Source organism: Arthrobacter sp. PvP103 (genome assembly GCF_017833075.1).
GTDB lineage: Bacteria > Actinomycetota > Actinomycetes > Actinomycetales > Micrococcaceae > Arthrobacter.
On record NZ_JAFIBQ010000001.1, the window covers coordinates 357,264 to 376,196 of the forward strand.

An 18,933-nucleotide genomic window follows, 5' to 3' on the forward strand; every position below is an offset into this window, starting at 1 on the left:
GGTCCATCAGGGGGAACCACCGTGACAGCAGCACCCGCAGTAGCCTTTTCCGAAGCCGACTGGGAAGGCATGGCGCTAGACCGTCTGGCCGAGCCGCTATTGTGGCGGCCAGCTAGCGGGCAGGACGTCGCGCCCGGCAGGGGCGAGCGCGATTCCTGGGACGAGCTGCTGATCCGGCCCCGGCTGCTCGCCGCCCTCCAGCGGTTCAACCCCACGGTTCCGGCCCAGTACCTACAGCAGGCCGTGGCCGAAATCGCCGCACCCAAGTCCAACGACGCCATCACCGAGAACCACCGCCTCCACAACTACCTCGTGGACGGCTACCGGCTCAGCTACATCGACTCGGACGGCAACGAGGCCAACCCCACCATTCACCTCATCGGCTCGGACCCGGACCAGAATGACTGGCTCGCCGTTAACCAGGTCACCCTGATGCAGGGCGATTACAAACGCCGCTTCGACGTCGTGCTCTACTGCAACGGCATGCCGATGAGCATCATCGAACTAAAGAAGGCCGGCAGCGCCACCGCCGACGTCCCCTCCGCGCATGCCCAGCTGCAGACCTACCTGCGCGAGTTCCCCATGGCGTTCCGCTTCTGCATCTTCACGCTCGCCTCGGACGGCATCCAGGCCAAGTACGGCACGCCGTTCACTCCCCTCAACCACTTCTCCCCCTGGAACGTCGACGACGACGGCGTGCCCGTCGCGCCGGGGTACATGGAAGACGGCGAAGCGGTGACCGCTTTGGAAACTGCACTTCAGGGCCTCTACAACCAGGACCGCTTCCTGCAGCTCGTCCGCAACTTCACCGCGTTCGATGAGGGATCGGACGGGCTGACCAAGCGGATCGCTAAGCCGCACCAGTATTTCGCCGTGACCAAAGCTGTGGGAAGCACCGTCCAGGCCGTGGAAAGCAACGGCAAGGCCGGCGTCGTCTGGCACACGCAGGGCTCGGGGAAGTCCATGGAAATGGAGCTCTACGCCAACCTCGTGGCGCGCCACCCCAAGCTGAAGAACCCCACCGTCGTCGTCATCACCGACCGCAACGAACTCGACGGCCAGCTGTTCGAGGGGTTCAGCCGAAGCCTTCTGCTGGCAGAGTCCCCCAAGCAGATCAAGAAACGCTCCGAGCTCCGGGATGAACTGAGCAACCGCACCACCGGCGGCATCTACTTCACCACCCTGCAGAAGTTCGGCCGCAGCAAGTCCGAGAAGGACGCCGGCGCCGAGCACCCGCTGCTATCCGACCGGCGCAACATCATCGTGGTGGTGGACGAGGCGCACCGCTCGCACTACGACGACCTGGACGGCTATGCCCGGCACCTGCGTGACGCCCTCCCGCACGCGACACTGATCGCGTTCACCGGCACGCCGATTTCCTTCGACGACCGCAACACCCAGGACGTGTTCGGCGAATACATCGACATCTACGACCTCTCCCGGGCGGTGGAGGACGGCGCAACGGTGCCGGTGTACTTCGAGCCGCGGCTGATCAAGGTGGGGCTGGCCTCCGACGTCACGGAGGAGATCCTGGACCAGGCAGCCGACGAAGCCACCCTGGGGCTGGACGAAACCGAGCGGGCACGCATGAGGCGAGCGTCGCCGTCGTGAACGCCGTCTACGGTGCGCCGCAGCGGATCGCGGCGCTGGCCGCCGACCTGGTGGCGCACTGGGAGAACCGCAGTGCGCGGATGGGCAAGTTCATCGAGGCGCCGGGCAAGGCAATGATCGTGGGCGGAACGCGGGAAATCTGCGCGAAGCTCTACACGGCGATCGTGGAGCTGCGGCCGGACTGGCATTCCGATGACCTGGCCAAGGGCAAGATCAAGGTGGTCTACTCGGGAACGGCGTCCGATGTGCCGCCGGTCTCCGATCACGTCCGCCGCGACTCCCTGAATGCGACGGTGAAGGAACGGCTCAAGGACGTGGACGACGAGCTGGAGCTGGTGATCGTCAAGGACATGATGCTCACCGGCTTCGACGCCCCGCCGCTGCACACCCTGTACCTGGACCGGCCGCTCAAGGGCGCGCTGCTGATGCAGACGCTTGCCCGCGTGAACCGTACGTTCCGCGGCAAGGAGGACGGGCTGCTGGTGGCGTACGCACCGCTGGCGGAGAACCTGGCCAAGGCGCTGGGCGAGTACACGAAGTCCGACCAGGCGAACAAGCCGGTGGGCCGCAATGTCGACGAAGCCGTTGTGGCTGCACGTGGATTGGTGGAGACCCTGCGGGGGCTGCTCGCCGGCTACGACTGGAAGACCGTCCTGATGAAGGGCGGACCGAAGGCGTTTGTGTCCGCCGCGACGGGGGCGGCCAACTACCTGCGCAGCCCGGAGACGGCCGGAAACCAGCCAGCCGAAGTCGAGGAGACGCTGGCCTCGAAGTACCGGCGGTTCTCCAGCCAGCTCTCCCGGGCGTGGGCACTCTGCTCCGGGTCAGAGACTCTGGCGGAACTGCGGCCGGAGATCCAGGTCTACGAAGAGACCCGCGTTTATATGGCCAAGTTCGACGCCGCAGACCGTCAGGCCAGCGGCGAGCCGGTGCCGGAAGAGATCCAGCGGCTGCTGGGCAATCTCATCGCTACGGCAACCTCTTCGGGCGAGGTCCTGGACATCTATGAGGCTGCCGGCATGCCCAAGCCCTCGCTCGATGACCTGACGCCGGAGTTCATCGCCAAGACGCAGCAGGCCCGGAATCCGCAGCTGGCCATCGAGGCGCTGCGGAAACTCATCGCGGATGAATCGGCGAAGACGACCCGCAACAACGTCATCCGTCAACGCGCGTTCTCGGAGCGGATCACCGAGCTGATGAAGAAGTACACCAACCAGCAGCTGACGTCGGCGGAAGTTATCGCGGAGCTGGTGGAGCTGGCGCGGGAGGTTGCCGCCGAAGGAAACCGCGGTGCGCAATTCACTCCCCCGCTGAATATGGACGAACTGGCCTTCTACGACGCCGTGGCTTCGAATGAATCGGCCGTCGAAGTCCAGGGCGAAGGCGTCTTGGCCGATATTGCCCGGGAGCTGGTCTCAGTGATGCGCCGCGACGTCCGCACCGACTGGACTGTGCGTGATGATGTAAGGGCAAAATTGCGGTCCTCGATCAAGCGTCTCCTGGTCCGTTTCGGCTACCCGCCGGATAAACAGCCCGAGGCCATCAAGCTGGTCATGGAGCAGATGGAGTCCATGGCACCGCGTTTTGCTGAAGCGCGGCTTTGAACTCTCAGAGACGGGCATATCACCGGATGACGCTGAATCTGTCGCTGAACCCGAAGCAATCTTGCTGATGTCAGCGGTCACGCCGCTGACATCAAAACAATGAAAAAGGAGGTCAGCAGAAATGCCTGACATCACAGTTGATGCAGAAGTTTTCGCTCGTCTACAGTCGCTGGCTCAGCCGTTTGTGGACACACCAAACGACGTTCTGCGGCGAGCTTTGGGCATTGCCGCCGCTCAAGAGAGGGGCGAGCAAACGGAACCCGGTCTCAGGAAGTTGACTAATTCCGAGGGCCGTTCCACGCGTCCGACCGCAAAACCAGCCGAGACCCGAGATGCGGACGATGCGACACCACAGCGAGAGTTTCGTCAGTTCATCCTGGCCAGTCTCCGTGATGCCGGAGGTCTTCAGACCGTTGACCAAGTGCTGTTCGAGGTTGAGCGTCGTATGAGGTCTCGCTTCCGAGAAGCTGATTACGAGCTAGTAAGCAAGGGTGAAGTGAAATGGAGGAACGCGGCTCGTTGGGAACGCAACGACATGGTCGATGACGGTCTGATCAAGAAGAGCGTGAGACGCGGCGTCTGGGAACTTACCGAACTAGGTATGTCGAGGAACTGACCATCCGTACATCCAGCGGAGGCTGACGCATATTCGCCTGCCGGTAGCTACGGAAGCAAGGTCCGGCCCGCTGCTTTAGCCCCTTTTTTCTGCCCGCGAAAATTAGCGACTGCCCGAGTTTCGATATGGACCGAATCTGGTCAGCCTCAAAGCCTTGAACAATAGTGAGAGCTCATGATCAGTTTGCAGCGGGCGGGGCAGATTGCATATGACGCCATCGCACCGGCATGGATGGATCTGCGGGGCGAGTACATGGTCGCCGACCAAAGGCTTCGCGGACAGCAATTTCCTGCAGATTCGGACCCGCGGCAAACCCGGTCCCCTGTCCGGACGCCAATTTCCTGTGTTCCGTGGCGGGCGGCTGCCGTAGGCGCCCGCCCGAGTCCAGAGCCGGCATCTTGCTTCGGAGTTCCCGCCAAAAGTGAACTGGCTCCCAAATATCTGCCCCCAAACCTGCCCAACTAGTCAACTCTCGTGGCCGATCCAGGTGCTGACGCTAGGGCATCGAAGTTTTCATGTTCCGGGATTCCTGTTAGACCCCACGGTTCAGCTACCACGGCGTCATCGGGCCCCATTCGTGCCGGGCTATATATGCGGAACGGCGAACCATCCACCGGTCGCATATGCATTTTCCGGCCTCCACCCCGCCCGGCCCGCAACGACTTCAAGTGCTCCTCTGCCCCGTCGACTCGGATTCGCTGGTGATATATCCCCATGCTTCCGACCAGCAACTCTTCCCCCAACACGTTGAGGGTCCAGTCCTCCTCGTTAAAGGCGATGGCAGATCCTTGCTCCGACAGAACGGTCTCAAGACCTTCATCCAACTCGCCGCTCAGAGTCGCATCAAACCCGCTGGAGTTGGGCAGAACCACGCAACGGCCTTCCAGCATCCTCCGAACCGTCCGAATCCAGACACGTTGCAGCCGATTCGGAATTTCACTTGGAAACTCAAAAGTCACGTCTAGATGATCTTCGATGTAGGCAAGATCATCGATCAGCTCGAGCAGTGCCGGATCGAGTTCATAGGTCGGCCTTAGGCCAGGGAGACTAAGCACCTGCCTCACACCATCGACCACAAGAGCCACCTTTGTGGCACTCTCAAGAGACTCCATGAAGGTCAGAGACCTTCGGATGTCTCGAGCGCTCGAGCCCTCAGGACTAAAGCTAATGTCGACTCTTCCTGGCTCGGAACGGTTCGACGGGAAGCGCCAGCGCTGGCCTATTCCGCCGGGGAAACTGCATTGAACAGCTACGCCCGTGGTTCCGGACGTTACGTGGGACGTATTGCCGGAGATATTGCTGAGTCTCCTGTCACCAGAGTCAAGAGTCGTGGCCTGAACACGCAGCTTCCTCTTAGAATCTCCGGAGGGAAAAATCCTCAACTCCCCAGGACCTACCTCCTCGGCAAACCATTCAGGGCCAACCTTGGTGAACGAGGTAACAACATGGCTTGGAAGCACGATTGGATTCATCACCCCATAACTCAGAGAATCAGTAAACTCGCGCCCAAGTGCGGCATCGTCCGGACCAAACTCTGTCTCGACAACGAATGAGAGTGGTTCGCGCTGAGGGGCGTCCGGCCTCTTCGCATAAAGCACTTCCGTCACGACTCCGTCGGTTACGGCCCAGTTCCGGCCCCAATATGCACTGGTTCCGTTCGCTTTGTCGTGGAGTCTGGTGGCTTCGAGAGCCAGGTCGCGAGGCTTCGACATGCTTGCGCTGTCCCGTGCCACAATTTCGAGAGCCTGACGTGCAACATCCCGGGTAGCCCAGTCGTGTACTTCCGGATGATCGGCCAGCAGAAGGTTGAGATTCGTTTCATCAACAAAGCGGATGATTACCTTCCGCCCTTTACGCAAGGCAAATACAGACTTACGTTCGTTCGGCGTGAGGTTAGCTGGGATTACGAGGGTCCAAACCGGCGGTGCTTCGCTCATGGCTGATTCAAAAGACTTCTTGATTTGGGTCTTCCGCGCCTTGAAGTGGTTTGAGAACCCTTCAGGAAACCACTTGAGCTGCAAAATCTCTATGACCTGCCCGGTCCGCTCTACCCGCACATCGATATCTGTCCCGCCGTCTCCGCCCCGCCCATCTACAGCTTGGGCGATGAGTCCGTTCTTAGTTCGATCTCTCACAATAAGAGACTCAACGATCTTGTTGAAGTCATTCTCGCTGATCGTCCGCCAGTTGATGCTCGAAGCCTGCTGCACTCGTTCCCCAGTCTCTATAGAATATGGTCGCTAGGCCCGGAGCCATGGCCCCCTAATCCTGATCGGCCCGGCAATCTGCCTTGATCGCTTGGCGTTGTCACTCTGTAGAAACGGGACCAGGTCTCGAGACTCGTCACGGCGTGCGGACCAATCCGAGCAAGGGGCAGCCAAGTAGTAACGCCACTCGCAGGTATTAAAGACAGGCACCGCCCTGCGCGCTCAAACCCGCGAGGGGGTGCCCGTCGATAGATGCATATGCCGCCGGCTCTCGACAGAGACGAAGGACCAGAGCGGAACTAGAAGTCCCAGTCGTCATCCTCAGTATTAACAGCCTTGCCAATCACATACGACGAACCCGAGCCCGAGAAGAAGTCGTGGTTCTCGTCCGCGTTGGGCGACAGGGCCGACAGGATCGCCGGGTTCACATCGGTGACAGAAGCCGGGAACATGGCCTCGTAGCCCAGGTTCATCAACGCCTTGTTCGCGTTGTAGTGCAGGAACTTCTTGACGTCCTCGGCAAGGCCGACAGAGTCGTAGAGATCGTGCGTGTACTGGACTTCGTTCTCGTACAGCTCGAAGAGCAACTCGAACGTGTAGTCCTTGATCTCCTGCTTACGCTCCTCGGACAGGCCTTCCAGGCCCTTCTGGAACTTGTAGCCGATATAGTAGCCGTGCACGGCCTCGTCGCGGATGATCAACCGGATCAGGTCGGCCGTGTTCGTCAGCTTGGCCCGGGAGGACCAGTACATCGGCAGGTAGAAGCCCGAGTAGAACAGGAAGCTCTCCAGCAGCGTCGAGGCCACCTTGCGCTTGAGGGGATCGTCGCCCTGGTAGTAGTCCATGACGATCTGGGCCTTCTTCTGAAGGTTCTCGTTCTCGGTGGACCAGCGGAATGCCTCGTCGATCTCCTTGGTGGAGGCCAGCGTGGAGAAAATCGAGGAGTAGCTCTTGGCGTGCACGGACTCCATGAACGCGATGTTCGTGTAGACGGCCTCTTCGTGCGGAGTGATCGCGTCCGGAATCAGCGAGACGGCGCCGACGGTACCCTGGATGGTGTCCAGCAGGGTCAGGCCGGTGAACACGCGCATGGTGAGCTGCTGCTCGTCCGGGGTCAGCGTCGCCCACGACTGAACGTCGTTGGAAAGCGGGATCTTCTCCGGCAGCCAGAAGTTGTTGACCAGGCGGTTCCAGACGTCAACGTCCTTTTCGTCCTGAATGCGGTTCCAGTTGATCGCCTCGACGTGGCTAAGAAGCTTTACTTTTTCTGTCATGACTCCGACTCGCTTTCTGAAGAGAGACTTGGTTTGGCCGAGTCCTCGACGCAATACTTGCAGTCGGCTTTCTCGATGCCTTTGTTCGTGTGGTGCCTGGTGTGGGCGTTCCGCTGGCTGGAGGGCATCGGGCGGCCCTTCCGTACTGCTGACATTTTCGCACGGGTTTCCGCGCTGGCCTTCTTACCGAAGTTCGGGTTGCCGGCACCTTTCCTCGCTTCCGAGAACGCCGCCTTGGATTCCTCACTCATTGTGTGGCCATAGCCCGGATGGTCCGGACCAAACTTGCCGAAGTTGGGGTTATCCGGACCCGAGTTGGACCCTTTACGATCCGCAGACCACTTCTGGCGCTGCTCTAGGCTGTGGTTCCTCCCGTAGAACGATGCTCCGGGCCCGGACTGGCGAACGATCTTGCGGCCGGTGGAACGGATTCGGGCGGCTTCCCGCATCTCTTCCGTCCAAACCACACCAGTTGGACCAAGACCTCCGGCTGAGAGGTTCAAGAGCCGGTCCCCTTCGCGTCGCAAGTAGCTGATCCACTCGATCTCCGCCTGACCCAGCTCGGGCAGGCCTTCAATCCAGTCCAACTCATCTGCGATGACGTCCGCCGGGTCGTGCTTCCGGAGCCAGTCGTAGAAGGGCGTCTTGCGTCCCTCTGCGGCGACTCGGAGATGCTGATGGAAACGACGACTGGCCGTCTTGGTGGTGATACCGACATAGCGGTACTCGACCTCCCGCCGAAGCCGGATGCCGTATACCAAGCCGCCCGTCGCCGTCGCCGTTTCCATCATCTCATCCCTCAGCCTGAAATAACTGAAATCAACCGATGTGGGTTGTCATAGCGCACAGCTGACGCAACCCTCCACCTCAGTCCCTTCCAGCGCGAGCTGGCGGAGACGGATGTAGTAGATGGTCTTGATGCCCTTCTTCCAGGCGTAGATCTGGGCCTTGTTGATGTCGCGCGTGGTGGCCGTGTCCTTGAAGAACAGCGTCAGGGACAGGCCCTGGTCCACGTGCTGCGTGGCAGCGGCATAGGTGTCGATGACCTTCTCGTAGCCGATCTCGTACGCGTCCTGGTAGTACTCCAGGTTGTCGTTCGTCAGGTACGGCGCCGGGTAGTACACGCGGCCCAGCTTGCCTTCCTTGCGGATTTCGATCTTGGACGCCACCGGGTGGATCGAGGAGGTGGAGTTGTTGATGTAGCTGATCGAGCCCGTCGGCGGAACGGCCTGCAGGTTCTGGTTGTAGATGCCGTGCTCCATGACGGAAGCCTTCAGCTCGCGCCAGTCATCCTGGGTAGGGATGTGGATGTTCTTGAACAGCTCCGCGACCTTCTCGGTCTGCGGCACCCACTCCTGGTCCGTGTACTTGTCGAAGAACTCGCCCGAGGCGTACTTGGACTTCTCGAAGCCGCCGAAGGTCTGGCCGGTCTGGATGGCCAGTTTATTGGAGGCGCGGACCGCGTGGTACACCACCGAGTAGAAGTAGATGTTGGTGAAGTCCAGGCCCTCTTCGGAACCGTAGTGGACCCGCTCCCGTGCCAGGTAGCCGTGCAGGTTCATCTGGCCCAGGCCGATGGCGTGGCTCTGGTCGTTGCCGCGGGCGATGGACGGCACCGAGGTGATGTTGGACATGTCCGAAACGGCCGAGAGCGAGCGGATGGCCGTCTCGATGGTCAGGCCGAAGTCCGGCGAATCCATGGTCTTCGCGATGTTCAGCGAGCCCAGGTTGCAGGAGATGTCCTTGCCGGTCTGGTCGTAGGACAGGTCATCGTGGTACGTGGTGGGCTGCGAAACCTGGAGGATCTCGGAGCACAGGTTGGACATGATGATCTTGCCGTCGATCGGGTTTTCCCGGTTAACGGTGTCCTCGAACATGATGTACGGGTAGCCGGATTCGAACTGGATCTCGGCGAGCGTCTGGAAGAACTCGCGCGCCTTGATCTTGGTCTTCTTGATCCGGGAATCATCCACCATCTCGTAGTACTTCTCGGTGACCGAGACGTCGGAGAACGGCATGCCGTAGACGCGTTCGACGTCGTACGGGGAGAACAGGTACATGTCCTCGTCGCGCTTGGCCAGCTCGAAGGTGATGTCCGGTATCACGACGCCGAGTGAGAGGGTCTTGATGCGGATCTTCTCGTCCGCGTTTTCCCGCTTGGTGTCCAGGAACCGGTAGATGTCCGGGTGGTGGGCGTGCAGGTAGACCGCGCCGGCGCCCTGGCGGGCACCGAGCTGGTTGGCGTAGGAGAAGCTGTCCTCGAGGAGCTTCATCACGGGGATGACGCCCGAGGACTGGTTTTCGATCTGCTTGATCGGGGCGCCGACTTCGCGGATGTTGGTCAGCGCGAACGCCACGCCGCCGCCGCGCTTGGACAGTTGCAGGGCAGAGTTGATGGAACGGCCGATCGACTCCATGTTGTCTTCGATGCGGAGCAGGAAGCAGGAGACCAGCTCGCCGCGCTGCTTCTTGCCGGCGTTCAGGAACGTGGGGGTGGCCGGCTGGAAGCGGCCTTCGATGATTTCGTCCACCATCTGCAGGGCAAGCTGCTCGTCGCCGCGGGCCAGGTGCAGGGCAACCATGCAGACGCGGTCCTCGTAGCGCTCCAGGAAGCGCTTGCCGTCAAACGTTTTCAGTGTGTAGGACGTGTAGAACTTGAAGGCGCCCAGGAAGGTCTCGAAACGGAACTTCTTCTTGTACGCACGGTTGAAGAGCTCGCGGATGAAGTTCATCGTGTACTGGTCGAGGGTCTCCCGCTCGTAGTACTGGTTCTTCACCAGGTAGTCGAGCTTCTCTTCCAGGTCGTGGAAGAACACGGTGTTGTTGTTCACGTGCTGCAGGAAGTACTGGTGCGCGGCCTCGCGGTCCGCCTCGAACTGGATCTCCCCGTTCGGCCCGTACAGGTTCAGCATGGCGTTCAGTTCGTGGTAGCCCAGCCCCTTGTAGGCGGCGGGCAGCGCGGACTTCTCTGCGGTCTTTTCGACGGCGGCCCCCGCGCGGGGACCTTGACCCTCAGGCATGGTTACTTCTGTGTCTGCGACAGTAGTGTCCAAAACTTGTCCAATCCTTGGTTTACCAGGCGGACGTCTTCAGGCGTCCCCATGAGTTCGAAGCGGTAGAGGTGCGGTATCTGGCATTTGAAGGCGATGATGTCGCCCGCCATGCAGTAGTTGTCCCCGAAATTCGTGTTTCCTGCGCCGATCACCCCGCGGATCAGGGCCCTGTTCTGCGGGTTGTTGAGGAACCGGATCACCTGTTTCGGCACTGAGCCCTCGCCGCCGGTTCCTCCGTAGGTGGGAACCACCAGGACGAAAGGCTCGGAGGCTACGAGTTCAGCTTCACGCTGATGCAGGGGGATCCGGGCTGCATCCCGGCCGAGCTTCTCAACGAAGCGCCGGGTGTTCTCGGAAGCCGAGGAAAAGTAGATGAGGTGACTGGATGTCCGGTTCATGGGCGTCGTATTCACAGCATCTGCTGCGAGCGGCGCATCGGCAAGTGCCGGCGCTGCCATGGGAGTCACCTCATCTACCTAAAGTTCTTTGCCGGAAGCGGCGGGCTGAGCCTAGGCCACTGAGGCGGCTGCGCTCAGCGCCAACTCCTCGATCTTGTCCGGGCGGAAGCCTGACCAGTGATCCTGGTCCGTGACCACGACGGGGGCCTGCATGTAGCCGAGGGCCTTCAGGCGCTCGAGGGCATCCGCGTCCTGGGAGATGTCGACGCTCTGGTAGGTGATGCCCTTCTTGTCCAGCGCGCGGTATGTTGCGTTGCACTGAACACAGGCCGGCTTCGTGTAAACCGTAACGGTCATGGTTCCTGTCCCCTTTGTTGAAGTCACTGCTTTTGAAGTCTCTGGATCATCGCTGCGGTAGACACTGCCCGGATCTGAAACCCCTGCTCGATGCCGGTCCTGCGTCCCGCTCAATCTGTATGTCGATACTACATGTAGTGCACGGCCCCGATATGGACCCCAAGATGATGTATTACAAGTATGTCATTTAATGCACCGTTAATCCACAGGGCAGGGGTTGAAAAATGTCCGTGTTTCAGCTGTTTTCACGGACGAAATCCACACCCTGTGGAGGAGTTAGCCACAATTAATCCCCCCGCGTGTCGCGTGGTAGACGGCGTGTCGCCACTGTGCCGAAGGCGTGTCGGAGGGCACACAAAGGGGGTCCTGAAACATTTTTCAGGACCCCCGATGTGACGAACGGAACGGCGTAGCGGCGAGAGCCGACTTGCCAGACGGTGGCGGGCTCAGCCGTGCGGAGCCGGCCGGCTGCAGAGAATCTGTTCCACGCCCATCCTGCCTTCAGCGAAGCTGCGCAGGGCACCGACGAGATAGAGCCGCCAGACGCGCACTATCTCCTCCCCCATCATGTCGACGGCAGCCTCCTGGTTCGCCTCGAAATTGGCGTACCAGGCCTCAAGGGTGCGCACGTAGTCCGTACGCATCGCCTCCACGGCCTGGACCTCAAGGCCGGCGTCCTCCAGGAAGCCCAGGGTCTCGCCGACCGGGCGCATATGCATGTCCGGTGCGATGAAGGATTCGATGAACGGCCCTCCCCCTGGGTGCTTTCCCCGCCGGGACATCTGCTGGATCAGCACCCTCCCGCCGGGAACGACGTTATTGAACAGTGCCGCCGCATACACCGGGTAGTTGCGCTGCCCCACGTGTTCGCCCATCTCCAAGGAGGCGACGGCGTCGAACGGCCCGTCCGGGATCTCGCGGTAGTCCTGGACCCGGATGTCCACACGGTCTTCCAGGCCGCGTTCGCGGATCCGAGCGTCGATGAAGGCCTTCTGTTCGGTGGACAGGGTGACACCCACGACGTGGGCACCGTAGTGCTGTGCTGCGTGCAGGCTCAGCGACCCCCAGCCGCAGCCGACGTCGAGCAGGCGCATGCCGGCCTTGAGCCCGATCTTCCGGCAGACGAGGTCCAGCTTGTCCCGCTGGGCGTCCTCCAGCCCGTAGTTCTCGGAGGAGTCTGTCCAGTACGCGCTGGAGTAGGCCATCTGGGGATCCAGGATGAGGCCGTAGAACTCGTTGCTGAGGTCGTAGTGGTGACTGATGGCCGCCCGGTCACGGAGGATGCTGTGGAGCCTTCCCTTCACCCGGGCCTGGCTGGCCGGCGGTTGCCGCGGAGTCCCGACGGCGCCTGCCGCCCGTGCGATCCTGCCCACGCCTGCGAGGACGGCCGGTGTGGGCCGGATCCCGGAGAGTCCGCGTTCCCGGACTACCTTCCACAGGTGCTCCAGGGCCAAGTTCAGGTCGCCGTCGACGTCCAGTTCACCGGTGACGTACGCCTGGGCGGCCCCGAGCTCCCCCGGCGCCCACAGCAGCCGGCGGATGGCACCGGGCGCCTTCAGCCGCACCACCGGAGCGTCGGCCGGGCCTGCTTCGCTGCCGTCCCACACCTTGAGCCGGACGGGCAGTTCACCGCCGACCACCGGGCGCAGGACCTCGGCGATGGTGTCCGCGAGCGGCGCCGTCATATTGCGGCTCCGCCGGCCGCACGCTTGGATGCTGCGTGGTCCAGGACAATCTGCTGGACGTCCAGGTAACCGGTCTCAAAGCCTGCCCTGGAATAGCAGAGGTAGAACAGCCACATCCGCTGGAAGATCGCGTCGAACCCCATGGCCGCTACCTCGTCGGCGCGGGACATGAAACGTTCCTCCCAGAGGCGCAGCGTCTGCGCGTAGTGCTCGCCCATGGCGAGGCGTTCGCGGACCCGGAGCCCGGTTTGCTTCTCGGTGATTTCCTCGATGGCCCGGACGGAGGGAATGACGCCGCCGGGGAAGATGTACTTGTGCACCCAGGTGTAGCTCGTCCGGGTGGCGATCAGCCGGTCGTGCGCGATGGTGATGGCCTGGATGGCCACCTTCCCGCCGGGGGCGAGGACGCGCTCGATCGTCTGGAAGTAGGTGGCCCAGTATTCGTAGCCGACGGCCTCGATCATTTCTACCGAGACGACGGCGTCGTACTCGCCTTCCACCGCCCGGTAGTCCTTGAGCTCAATCGTGACGGCGTCGGCGTAGCCGGCCTCGGCCACGCGCTGGCGGGCGAGTTCCTGCTGTTCGCTGGAGAGCGTGACCGAATACACCGTGGCGCCGCGGGCAGCTGCACGCAGCGCGAGTTCGCCCCAGCCCGTGCCGATTTCCAGTACGCGCGTTCCCTCGCCGACGCCGGCCTTATCCAGCAGCCGGTCGATCTTCGCCTGCTGCGCGGCGGCGAAACCGTCCCAGGCGACTGTCCGCAGGGCATCGCCCCGCTCCGGGAACAGTGCACTGGAGTAGGTCATGGTGCTGTCCAGGAACGAGGAAAACAGTTCGTTGGAGAGGTCATAGTGCCGGGAGATGTTGGAGCGGGTGTTCTGTTCGGTGTTCCGTTCCCTGCGCGGCTGGCGCGGCAGGTAGAGAGCGCGCAGTTTCTGCAAGGGCTCGGGCACGAGGGTTCCGACGCGGGCTGCGAAGACTTCCATGACAGCGGTGAGATCGTCGGCGTCCCAGTCGCCGGCCATGTAGGACTCGCCGAGTCCGATCAGCCCGCCGTCGCCCAGCCGGGCGGCGAAGGCATCCGGCCGGTTCAGGGTCATGACCGGGTACGGATTGCCGGGTGCCGGATCGTACGCCGCTTTACCGAGGACGGTGCCGTCCGGGTACCGGACTTCCAGCGGAAGAGTTCGGACGGCGGCTCTGAAGATGGCGTCCGCAATCCGCCCGGCCACCCGTGCCTTGAGGCTGTCCGGCGTGGTGGCGATGCTGGGCCAGATGGCGGCGTCGATAGTGACGGGCGGCCGTGGAAACGAGTAGGGAACCCGGCCTGCGTGGCCTTCGCCCTGTCCGCGCCCCGCTGCGGATCCGGTAGCTTCGGTGATGGTCACTGTACTGCCTCCTGTGAAGGGTGTTGTGGTCGTTTGATGATGGGCAGCCGACGTGCCCAAAGTTTGATGCCCTGCCAGCGGATCTGCGCGGACACCCGGAGCGGCGCCAGCGGAACCGCGAGCGCGGCGGAGAGGATGTTCGGCACCGATGCCTCGCGGCGTTCGCCGTCAACCGTTGCCACGAAGGGCTTCTGGCCTTCGCGCTCCAGCACGATGGATACTGCGAGCCGCTCCCCCGGTTCCGGAAGTTTCATCCGGTACTGGCCTTCGACGTCGTTGAACGGGGAAACGTAGAACGCTTTGGGAACGCTGGCCCTGCCGGAATGGTCCGTTTCAAGCAGGTAGCAGTGCCGTTCACCATAGGTGTTGTGGACCTCCGCAACCACGCAACGCAGGCCGCCGGAGGCGTCGTGGCACCAGAAGAGGCTGAGCGGGTTGAACACGTGGCCGAACACACGGGCGCTGGCCAGCATGGTGATCCGGCCGCCGTCGAGTTCGATTCCCCGGGTCCGCAGGAACCGTTCGACATTGCCCCGGAGCGACCCGGCCGGGTCGCCAAGATGATCCGCAACGCGGAAGCCGGCCAGCGGCCGGAGCGGCCACGGAAGAGACGGAAGCCTGTCGACGTCGACATACCAGCTGTAGCTGCGGTAGGTAAACGCATTGTGCAGGGGTGTTCGCCGCACATGGGCTATGGACGTACGGTAGATGGCCGCCCGTTGCATCAGGCGACCTCCGCGGCGATGCTCTCCAGGCCGGGATCGGACACCGGCTGCTCCTCCCAGTTCCGGCCAAGCCGGGCAGCCGCTTTGACGCCGGAGAGGGCCCCGTCCTCGTGGAAGCCCCAGCCGTGGTAGGCGCCGGCGAAGGCCAGGCGTTCGTCCCCCAGGGTCAGGATCTGTTGCTGTGCCCGGAGCGAATCGGGCGTGTACTGCGGGTGCTCGTAGACCATCCGGTCCAGCACCGTCCCGTCGGCGATGAGTTCGGACTCACCGAGGCTCACGATGTAGCGTCCGCCGTCGGCAGGTTCGAGTCGCTGCAGGCGCGTCATGTCGTAGCTGACCAGCACTTTGTCAGGACGTGCGTCGCAGGACGGCAGCCGGTAGTTCCAGGACGCCTGTGCGTTTGCGCTGCGCGGCAGGACGGCTTCGTCGCGGTGGAACAGTGTCTGGTTCACCGAGTAGGGCATGCCGGCGAGCGCCTCGCGCTCGGCTGATGAGGCATCGGCGAGCATGCCCAGCGCCTGGGCCGGGTGGGTGGCAATCACGACGGCGTCGAAGTTTTCCGTGCCCTGCGCGGTAGTCAGCTCGACGCCGTCGCCGTGGCGCCGCACCGAGGCGACCGGGCTGGACAGCCGGATGTCCGTCAGCGCCGCGGCCAGCTTGTCCACGTAGGTGCGGGAACCTCCCTTGACCGTCCGCCACTGGGGTGAGCCTGACACTCCGAGCAACCCGTGGTGGGCGAGGAAAGTGAACAGGTAGCGGGCCGGGTACGCCAACGCCGTGGCGGGGTCGCAGGACCAGACGGCACTCACCACGGGGGTCATAAAGTGCGAGATGAAATAGCTGCTGAACTTCTCCCGGGCCAGGAAATCCCCCAGCGTCAGTTCCGGCTCCCCGGTGCCGGACGCACCGCGGGACGCCCCGGCAAGCAAGGCACGGGCACGGCGGTGGAAGCGCGTCACCTCCAGCAGCATCAGCAGGTACCGACCGCGCAGCAGGGTGGACGGCCGGGGAATGATGCCGCGCCCCTTGGCGCGGGCGCCGGCATATTCGAGGCCGCAGCCGTCGCAGCGTACCGACATGCTCATTTCGGAGTCCTGGGTCTCCACGCCGAGTTCCGCGAAGAGCCGCAGGAGTGTGGGGTAGGTACGTTCGTTGTGGACGATGAAACCCGTGTCCACGCCGAGGTCCGGGCCGCCCTCCTGCCCCACGTCGTGGGTGTGGGCATGCCCGCCCAGCCGGGAGTCCGCCTCGAATAGCGTCACGTTGTCCCGCTGGTTCAGGACATAGGCCGCGGTCAGTCCTGCCACGCCGCTGCCAATGACGGCCACCCGCCGGCCGTCCGGAATGCTTGCTGCTTGGGACACTGATCTGCTCCTGTTGGCTTCGCCTGAATCGTTGTGATGAATCGTCTTATGGACAATTCGTCACCGATGGGCTCCCGGATGACTACGAATTCCCGCCGGGCACCTTGACGCGATTCTGCCCCATGGACCCGGCCAGCCTGACGCGACATTCCGGGGCTACGGGGCGATGTGCCACAATGAAGCGGGATTTCCGAGGCGAAGGGCAACCCATTGATCAACCCCGTTCATCTGCGGACCCTCGTCGAGGTCACCCGCCTTGGCTCATTCGCGGCAGCCGCCAACCGGCTGGGCTACACCGCTTCCGCTGTTTCCCAGCAGATGTCTGCCCTGGAACGGGACACCGGCGTGGATCTCTTCCAGCGTTCGGCCAGGAGCATCCAGCCCACCGAAGCCGCCCTGGTGATGACCCGGCACGCCGCCAAGGTCCTGACCGACATTGAGGCCCTCATGGCGGCCGCCTCCCGGACGCACGACGCCACCCATCAGGAGCTCAGGCTGGGAATCTTTCCCAGCCTGGCAACATACGTCCTGCCGCGGATCCTGCAGAACCCGAAGTGGAAGGACCTGGGCATCGACCTCAGGGTGTCCGTGGCTGAGCCGTCCCAGACCATACAGGGGCTGCGCACTGGCGGCGAACTCGATGTGGCCCTGGTCTACCAGGTGGGCCAGTCCGGCCTGGCGTGGCCCCACACCGTGAACCGGCAATGGATCGGCGACGACGAATTCCGTGTGGTACTGCCGGCAGCCTGGGGTTTCCGCGCCGAAGCCAAGGTGGCGGCGGACCATCTGTCCGACATGCCGTGGATCGTCCATCACCCGGGCACCAGCGACGCGACGGTCATTGAACGGCTGTTCGCCAGCTGCAACCTGCACCCCCGCGTGGTGGCCTATAGCGACGACTTCCATGCCAGCCTCGAAATGGCCGCCGCTGGACTGGGAGCCGCGCTGGTCCCTGAGCTTGCCCTGCGGCACCGGCCTGCCGGTGTGGTGGTCCTGGACGTTCCGGAGATCCGGCTGGCCCGGAATGTCTTCGCCCTGCTGATCAACGACAAGCGGACGGCGCGGGTGCAGCTCTTCGTCGAACTCCTGGCCGACACCCTGCACGGCATGGGAACAGCCCGCTAGGCCTTGCGGTCCCCGGGACGGCCGGCTTTCGGGCGGCCCGGCACCCGCCCGGCCAATGACAGCAGGGCGGTGACCACCCTGTCTTTCGCCGTCCCGTACGGCGGATAGGCCAGCCCGAGGGTGTCCGGCCACAGCGGCTTGTCCATGCCTGCCCGTTCGTGCGAGAACGTCCGCACGGAATGTTCACCGTGGTATGCCCCCATGCCGCTGCCGCCCACCCCGCCGAACGGGAGGCCCGGAACCGTGAGGTGTGCCGCCGGTGCTCCGTAGGCCAGCGCGCCCGACGACGTTTCCGCCGCGAAGGCGCTGCGCACGGCGTCCTCTTCGCTGAAGACATACACGGCCAGCGGCTTGGAGCCGGAATTGATCATGCGGATGGCTTCGTCCCGCCCGGATACCGGCACCAGCGGCAGCAGCGGACCGAAGATTTCCTCGCCCAGGACTGCATCGCCGGGGGCGGGGCGCAACAGCGTCGGTGCAAAATACCTGCTGCCGGGGTCCCGCTGCCCTCCGTGCACCACGGTGCTGCCGTCCGCCAGTTCGGCGATCCTTTCAAAGTGCCGGTCATCCACGATCCGGCCATAGGAAGCGCTGGACGCCGGGTCCTTTCCGAACATGGCGGTGATGGCGTCCACAAGCAGCGGTTCCAGCGCGTCCAGAACCTCGGGGGTGGCCAGCACATAGTCCGGTGCAACGCACGTTTGCCCCGCGTTCATGAACCGGCCCCAGGCAAGGCGTCCGGCGGTGGTCGCGAGGTCTGCGGTCCCGTCCACGAAGGCCGGGCACCTTCCACCCAGTTCCAGGGTCACCGGCGTCAGGTGTTCGGCTGCCGCCCGCATGACCACCCGGGCCGCGTCCTGGCCGCCGGTGAAGAAGATGTGGTCGAAGCGCTCAGCCAGCAGTGCCTTGGTTGCCGGGATGCCTCCGGGCACCACCTCGGCGGCACCGCCCAGGTACTCAGGCAACCAGCGGACCAGGGCGGCTGAGGTGGCGGGGGCGTGCTCGCTCGGCTTGACGACCACGGTGTTGCCGGCCGCCAAGGCGCCGGCCATCGGCGCCAGCGTCAGCTGGACCGGGTAGTTCCAGGTGCCGATCACCAGCACCACACCGAGCGGAGTCAGCTCGGTCCAGGCCCGGGCCGGCTGCATGGCAAGCGGAACGTCCACCCGGCGGCGCCGAAGCCAGCCCGCGAGATGCCGTTCCAGATGGGCCGTTTCCGCGGCCACGAAACCGATTTCGGTCATCTGTGATTCACTCCGGTGCTTGCCCAGGTCGCTGAGCAGTGCGCCGGCAAAATCCTCACGGCGTTCCGTCAGCATCCTGCGCAGATTGCCCAGTTGCTCCAGCCGCCAGTCCAGGGGGCGGCTCACCCCGCTGTCGAAAAGCTCGCGGGATCGGGCGACGGCGGCGGCGGGAGTGTGCATCCGATCAATGTACCCGTGGCGGGACGCAGGACGGGCTGCAGCCGGGGATAAAGCGCCAGATAAAAATCACCGATGCTGGAATGGACTGCCCGAGAGGGCTAT

Annotated in this window: 13 protein-coding genes and 1 pseudogene; 3 read left to right on the forward strand and 11 right to left on the reverse strand. The window is 63.3% G+C overall.

Annotated elements, in window-relative coordinates; translation table 11 throughout:
• The first annotated feature begins 69 nt into the window (after positions 1 to 69).
• Both JOE41_RS01675 and JOE41_RS01680 read left to right on the forward strand, forming a co-directional pair.
• A pseudogene (locus JOE41_RS01675) lies at positions 70 to 3,215 on the forward strand (type I restriction endonuclease subunit R).
• A gap of 121 nt (positions 3,216 to 3,336) precedes the next feature.
• Positions 3,337 to 3,831 (forward strand): winged helix-turn-helix domain-containing protein, encoded by a 495-nt coding sequence (locus tag JOE41_RS01680; protein WP_209750529.1) that lies wholly within the window; start codon positions 3,337 to 3,339, stop codon positions 3,829 to 3,831.
• A 461-nt stretch (positions 3,832 to 4,292) separates the two neighbouring features.
• On the opposite strand, the gene JOE41_RS01685 is transcribed toward JOE41_RS01680, so the two are convergent.
• From JOE41_RS01685 to JOE41_RS01730, 10 genes are all read right to left on the reverse strand, one after another.
• Positions 4,293 to 6,041 carry a hypothetical protein gene (locus tag JOE41_RS01685; RefSeq protein ID WP_209750530.1) on the reverse strand — a complete coding sequence of 583 codons (1,749 nt, stop codon included), beginning with the start codon at positions 6,039 to 6,041 and terminating at the stop codon, positions 4,293 to 4,295.
• A 296-nt stretch (positions 6,042 to 6,337) separates the two neighbouring features.
• Entirely contained in the window at positions 6,338 to 7,312 is a 975-nt protein-coding gene (gene nrdF / locus JOE41_RS01690; RefSeq protein WP_209750532.1) for a class 1b ribonucleoside-diphosphate reductase subunit beta, read from the reverse strand.
• A complete protein-coding gene (locus JOE41_RS01695) occupies positions 7,309 to 8,100 on the reverse strand; it encodes an NUMOD3 domain-containing DNA-binding protein (protein WP_209750534.1) in 792 nt (263 codons plus the stop codon). The genes nrdF and JOE41_RS01695 overlap by 4 nt, the downstream gene beginning before the upstream one ends.
• 48 nt (positions 8,101 to 8,148) lie before the next feature.
• A complete protein-coding gene (gene nrdE, locus JOE41_RS01700; protein WP_374068619.1) occupies positions 8,149 to 10,332 on the reverse strand; it encodes a class 1b ribonucleoside-diphosphate reductase subunit alpha in 2,184 nt (727 codons plus the stop codon).
• A 2-nt stretch (positions 10,333 to 10,334) separates the two neighbouring features.
• Entirely contained in the window at positions 10,335 to 10,823 is a 489-nt protein-coding gene (gene nrdI, locus JOE41_RS01705; protein WP_011692200.1) for a class Ib ribonucleoside-diphosphate reductase assembly flavoprotein NrdI, read from the reverse strand.
• 51 nt (positions 10,824 to 10,874) lie between these two features.
• Entirely contained in the window at positions 10,875 to 11,120 is a 246-nt protein-coding gene (gene nrdH, locus JOE41_RS01710) for a glutaredoxin-like protein NrdH (protein ID WP_011692201.1), read from the reverse strand.
• 446 nt (positions 11,121 to 11,566) lie between these two features.
• Entirely contained in the window at positions 11,567 to 12,805 is a 1,239-nt protein-coding gene (locus JOE41_RS01715; RefSeq protein WP_209750536.1) for a cyclopropane-fatty-acyl-phospholipid synthase family protein, read from the reverse strand.
• Entirely contained in the window at positions 12,802 to 14,193 is a 1,392-nt protein-coding gene (locus JOE41_RS01720) for a class I SAM-dependent methyltransferase (protein WP_209750538.1), read from the reverse strand. The genes JOE41_RS01715 and JOE41_RS01720 overlap by 4 nt, the downstream gene beginning before the upstream one ends.
• Entirely contained in the window at positions 14,190 to 14,918 is a 729-nt protein-coding gene (locus JOE41_RS01725) for a DUF1365 domain-containing protein (RefSeq protein ID WP_011692204.1), read from the reverse strand. The genes JOE41_RS01720 and JOE41_RS01725 overlap by 4 nt, the downstream gene beginning before the upstream one ends.
• Entirely contained in the window at positions 14,918 to 16,282 is a 1,365-nt protein-coding gene (locus JOE41_RS01730) for an FAD-dependent oxidoreductase (protein WP_209750540.1), read from the reverse strand. Before JOE41_RS01730 ends, JOE41_RS01725 begins: the two co-directional genes overlap by 1 nt.
• Positions 16,283 to 16,492: 210 nt before the next feature.
• On the opposite strand from JOE41_RS01730, the gene JOE41_RS01735 reads away from it, so the two are divergent.
• On the forward strand, positions 16,493 to 17,407 hold the full coding sequence (locus JOE41_RS01735) for a LysR family transcriptional regulator (protein ID WP_011692206.1): 915 nt from the start codon (positions 16,493 to 16,495) through the stop codon (positions 17,405 to 17,407).
• Here JOE41_RS01735 and JOE41_RS01740 read toward each other — a convergent pair.
• Positions 17,404 to 18,831: an aldehyde dehydrogenase family protein gene (locus JOE41_RS01740; protein ID WP_209750542.1), complete on the reverse strand. Its 1,428-nt coding sequence runs from the start codon at positions 18,829 to 18,831 to the stop codon at positions 17,404 to 17,406. The genes JOE41_RS01735 and JOE41_RS01740 overlap by 4 nt on opposite strands.
• Between the last annotated feature and the right edge of the window lie 102 nt (positions 18,832 to 18,933).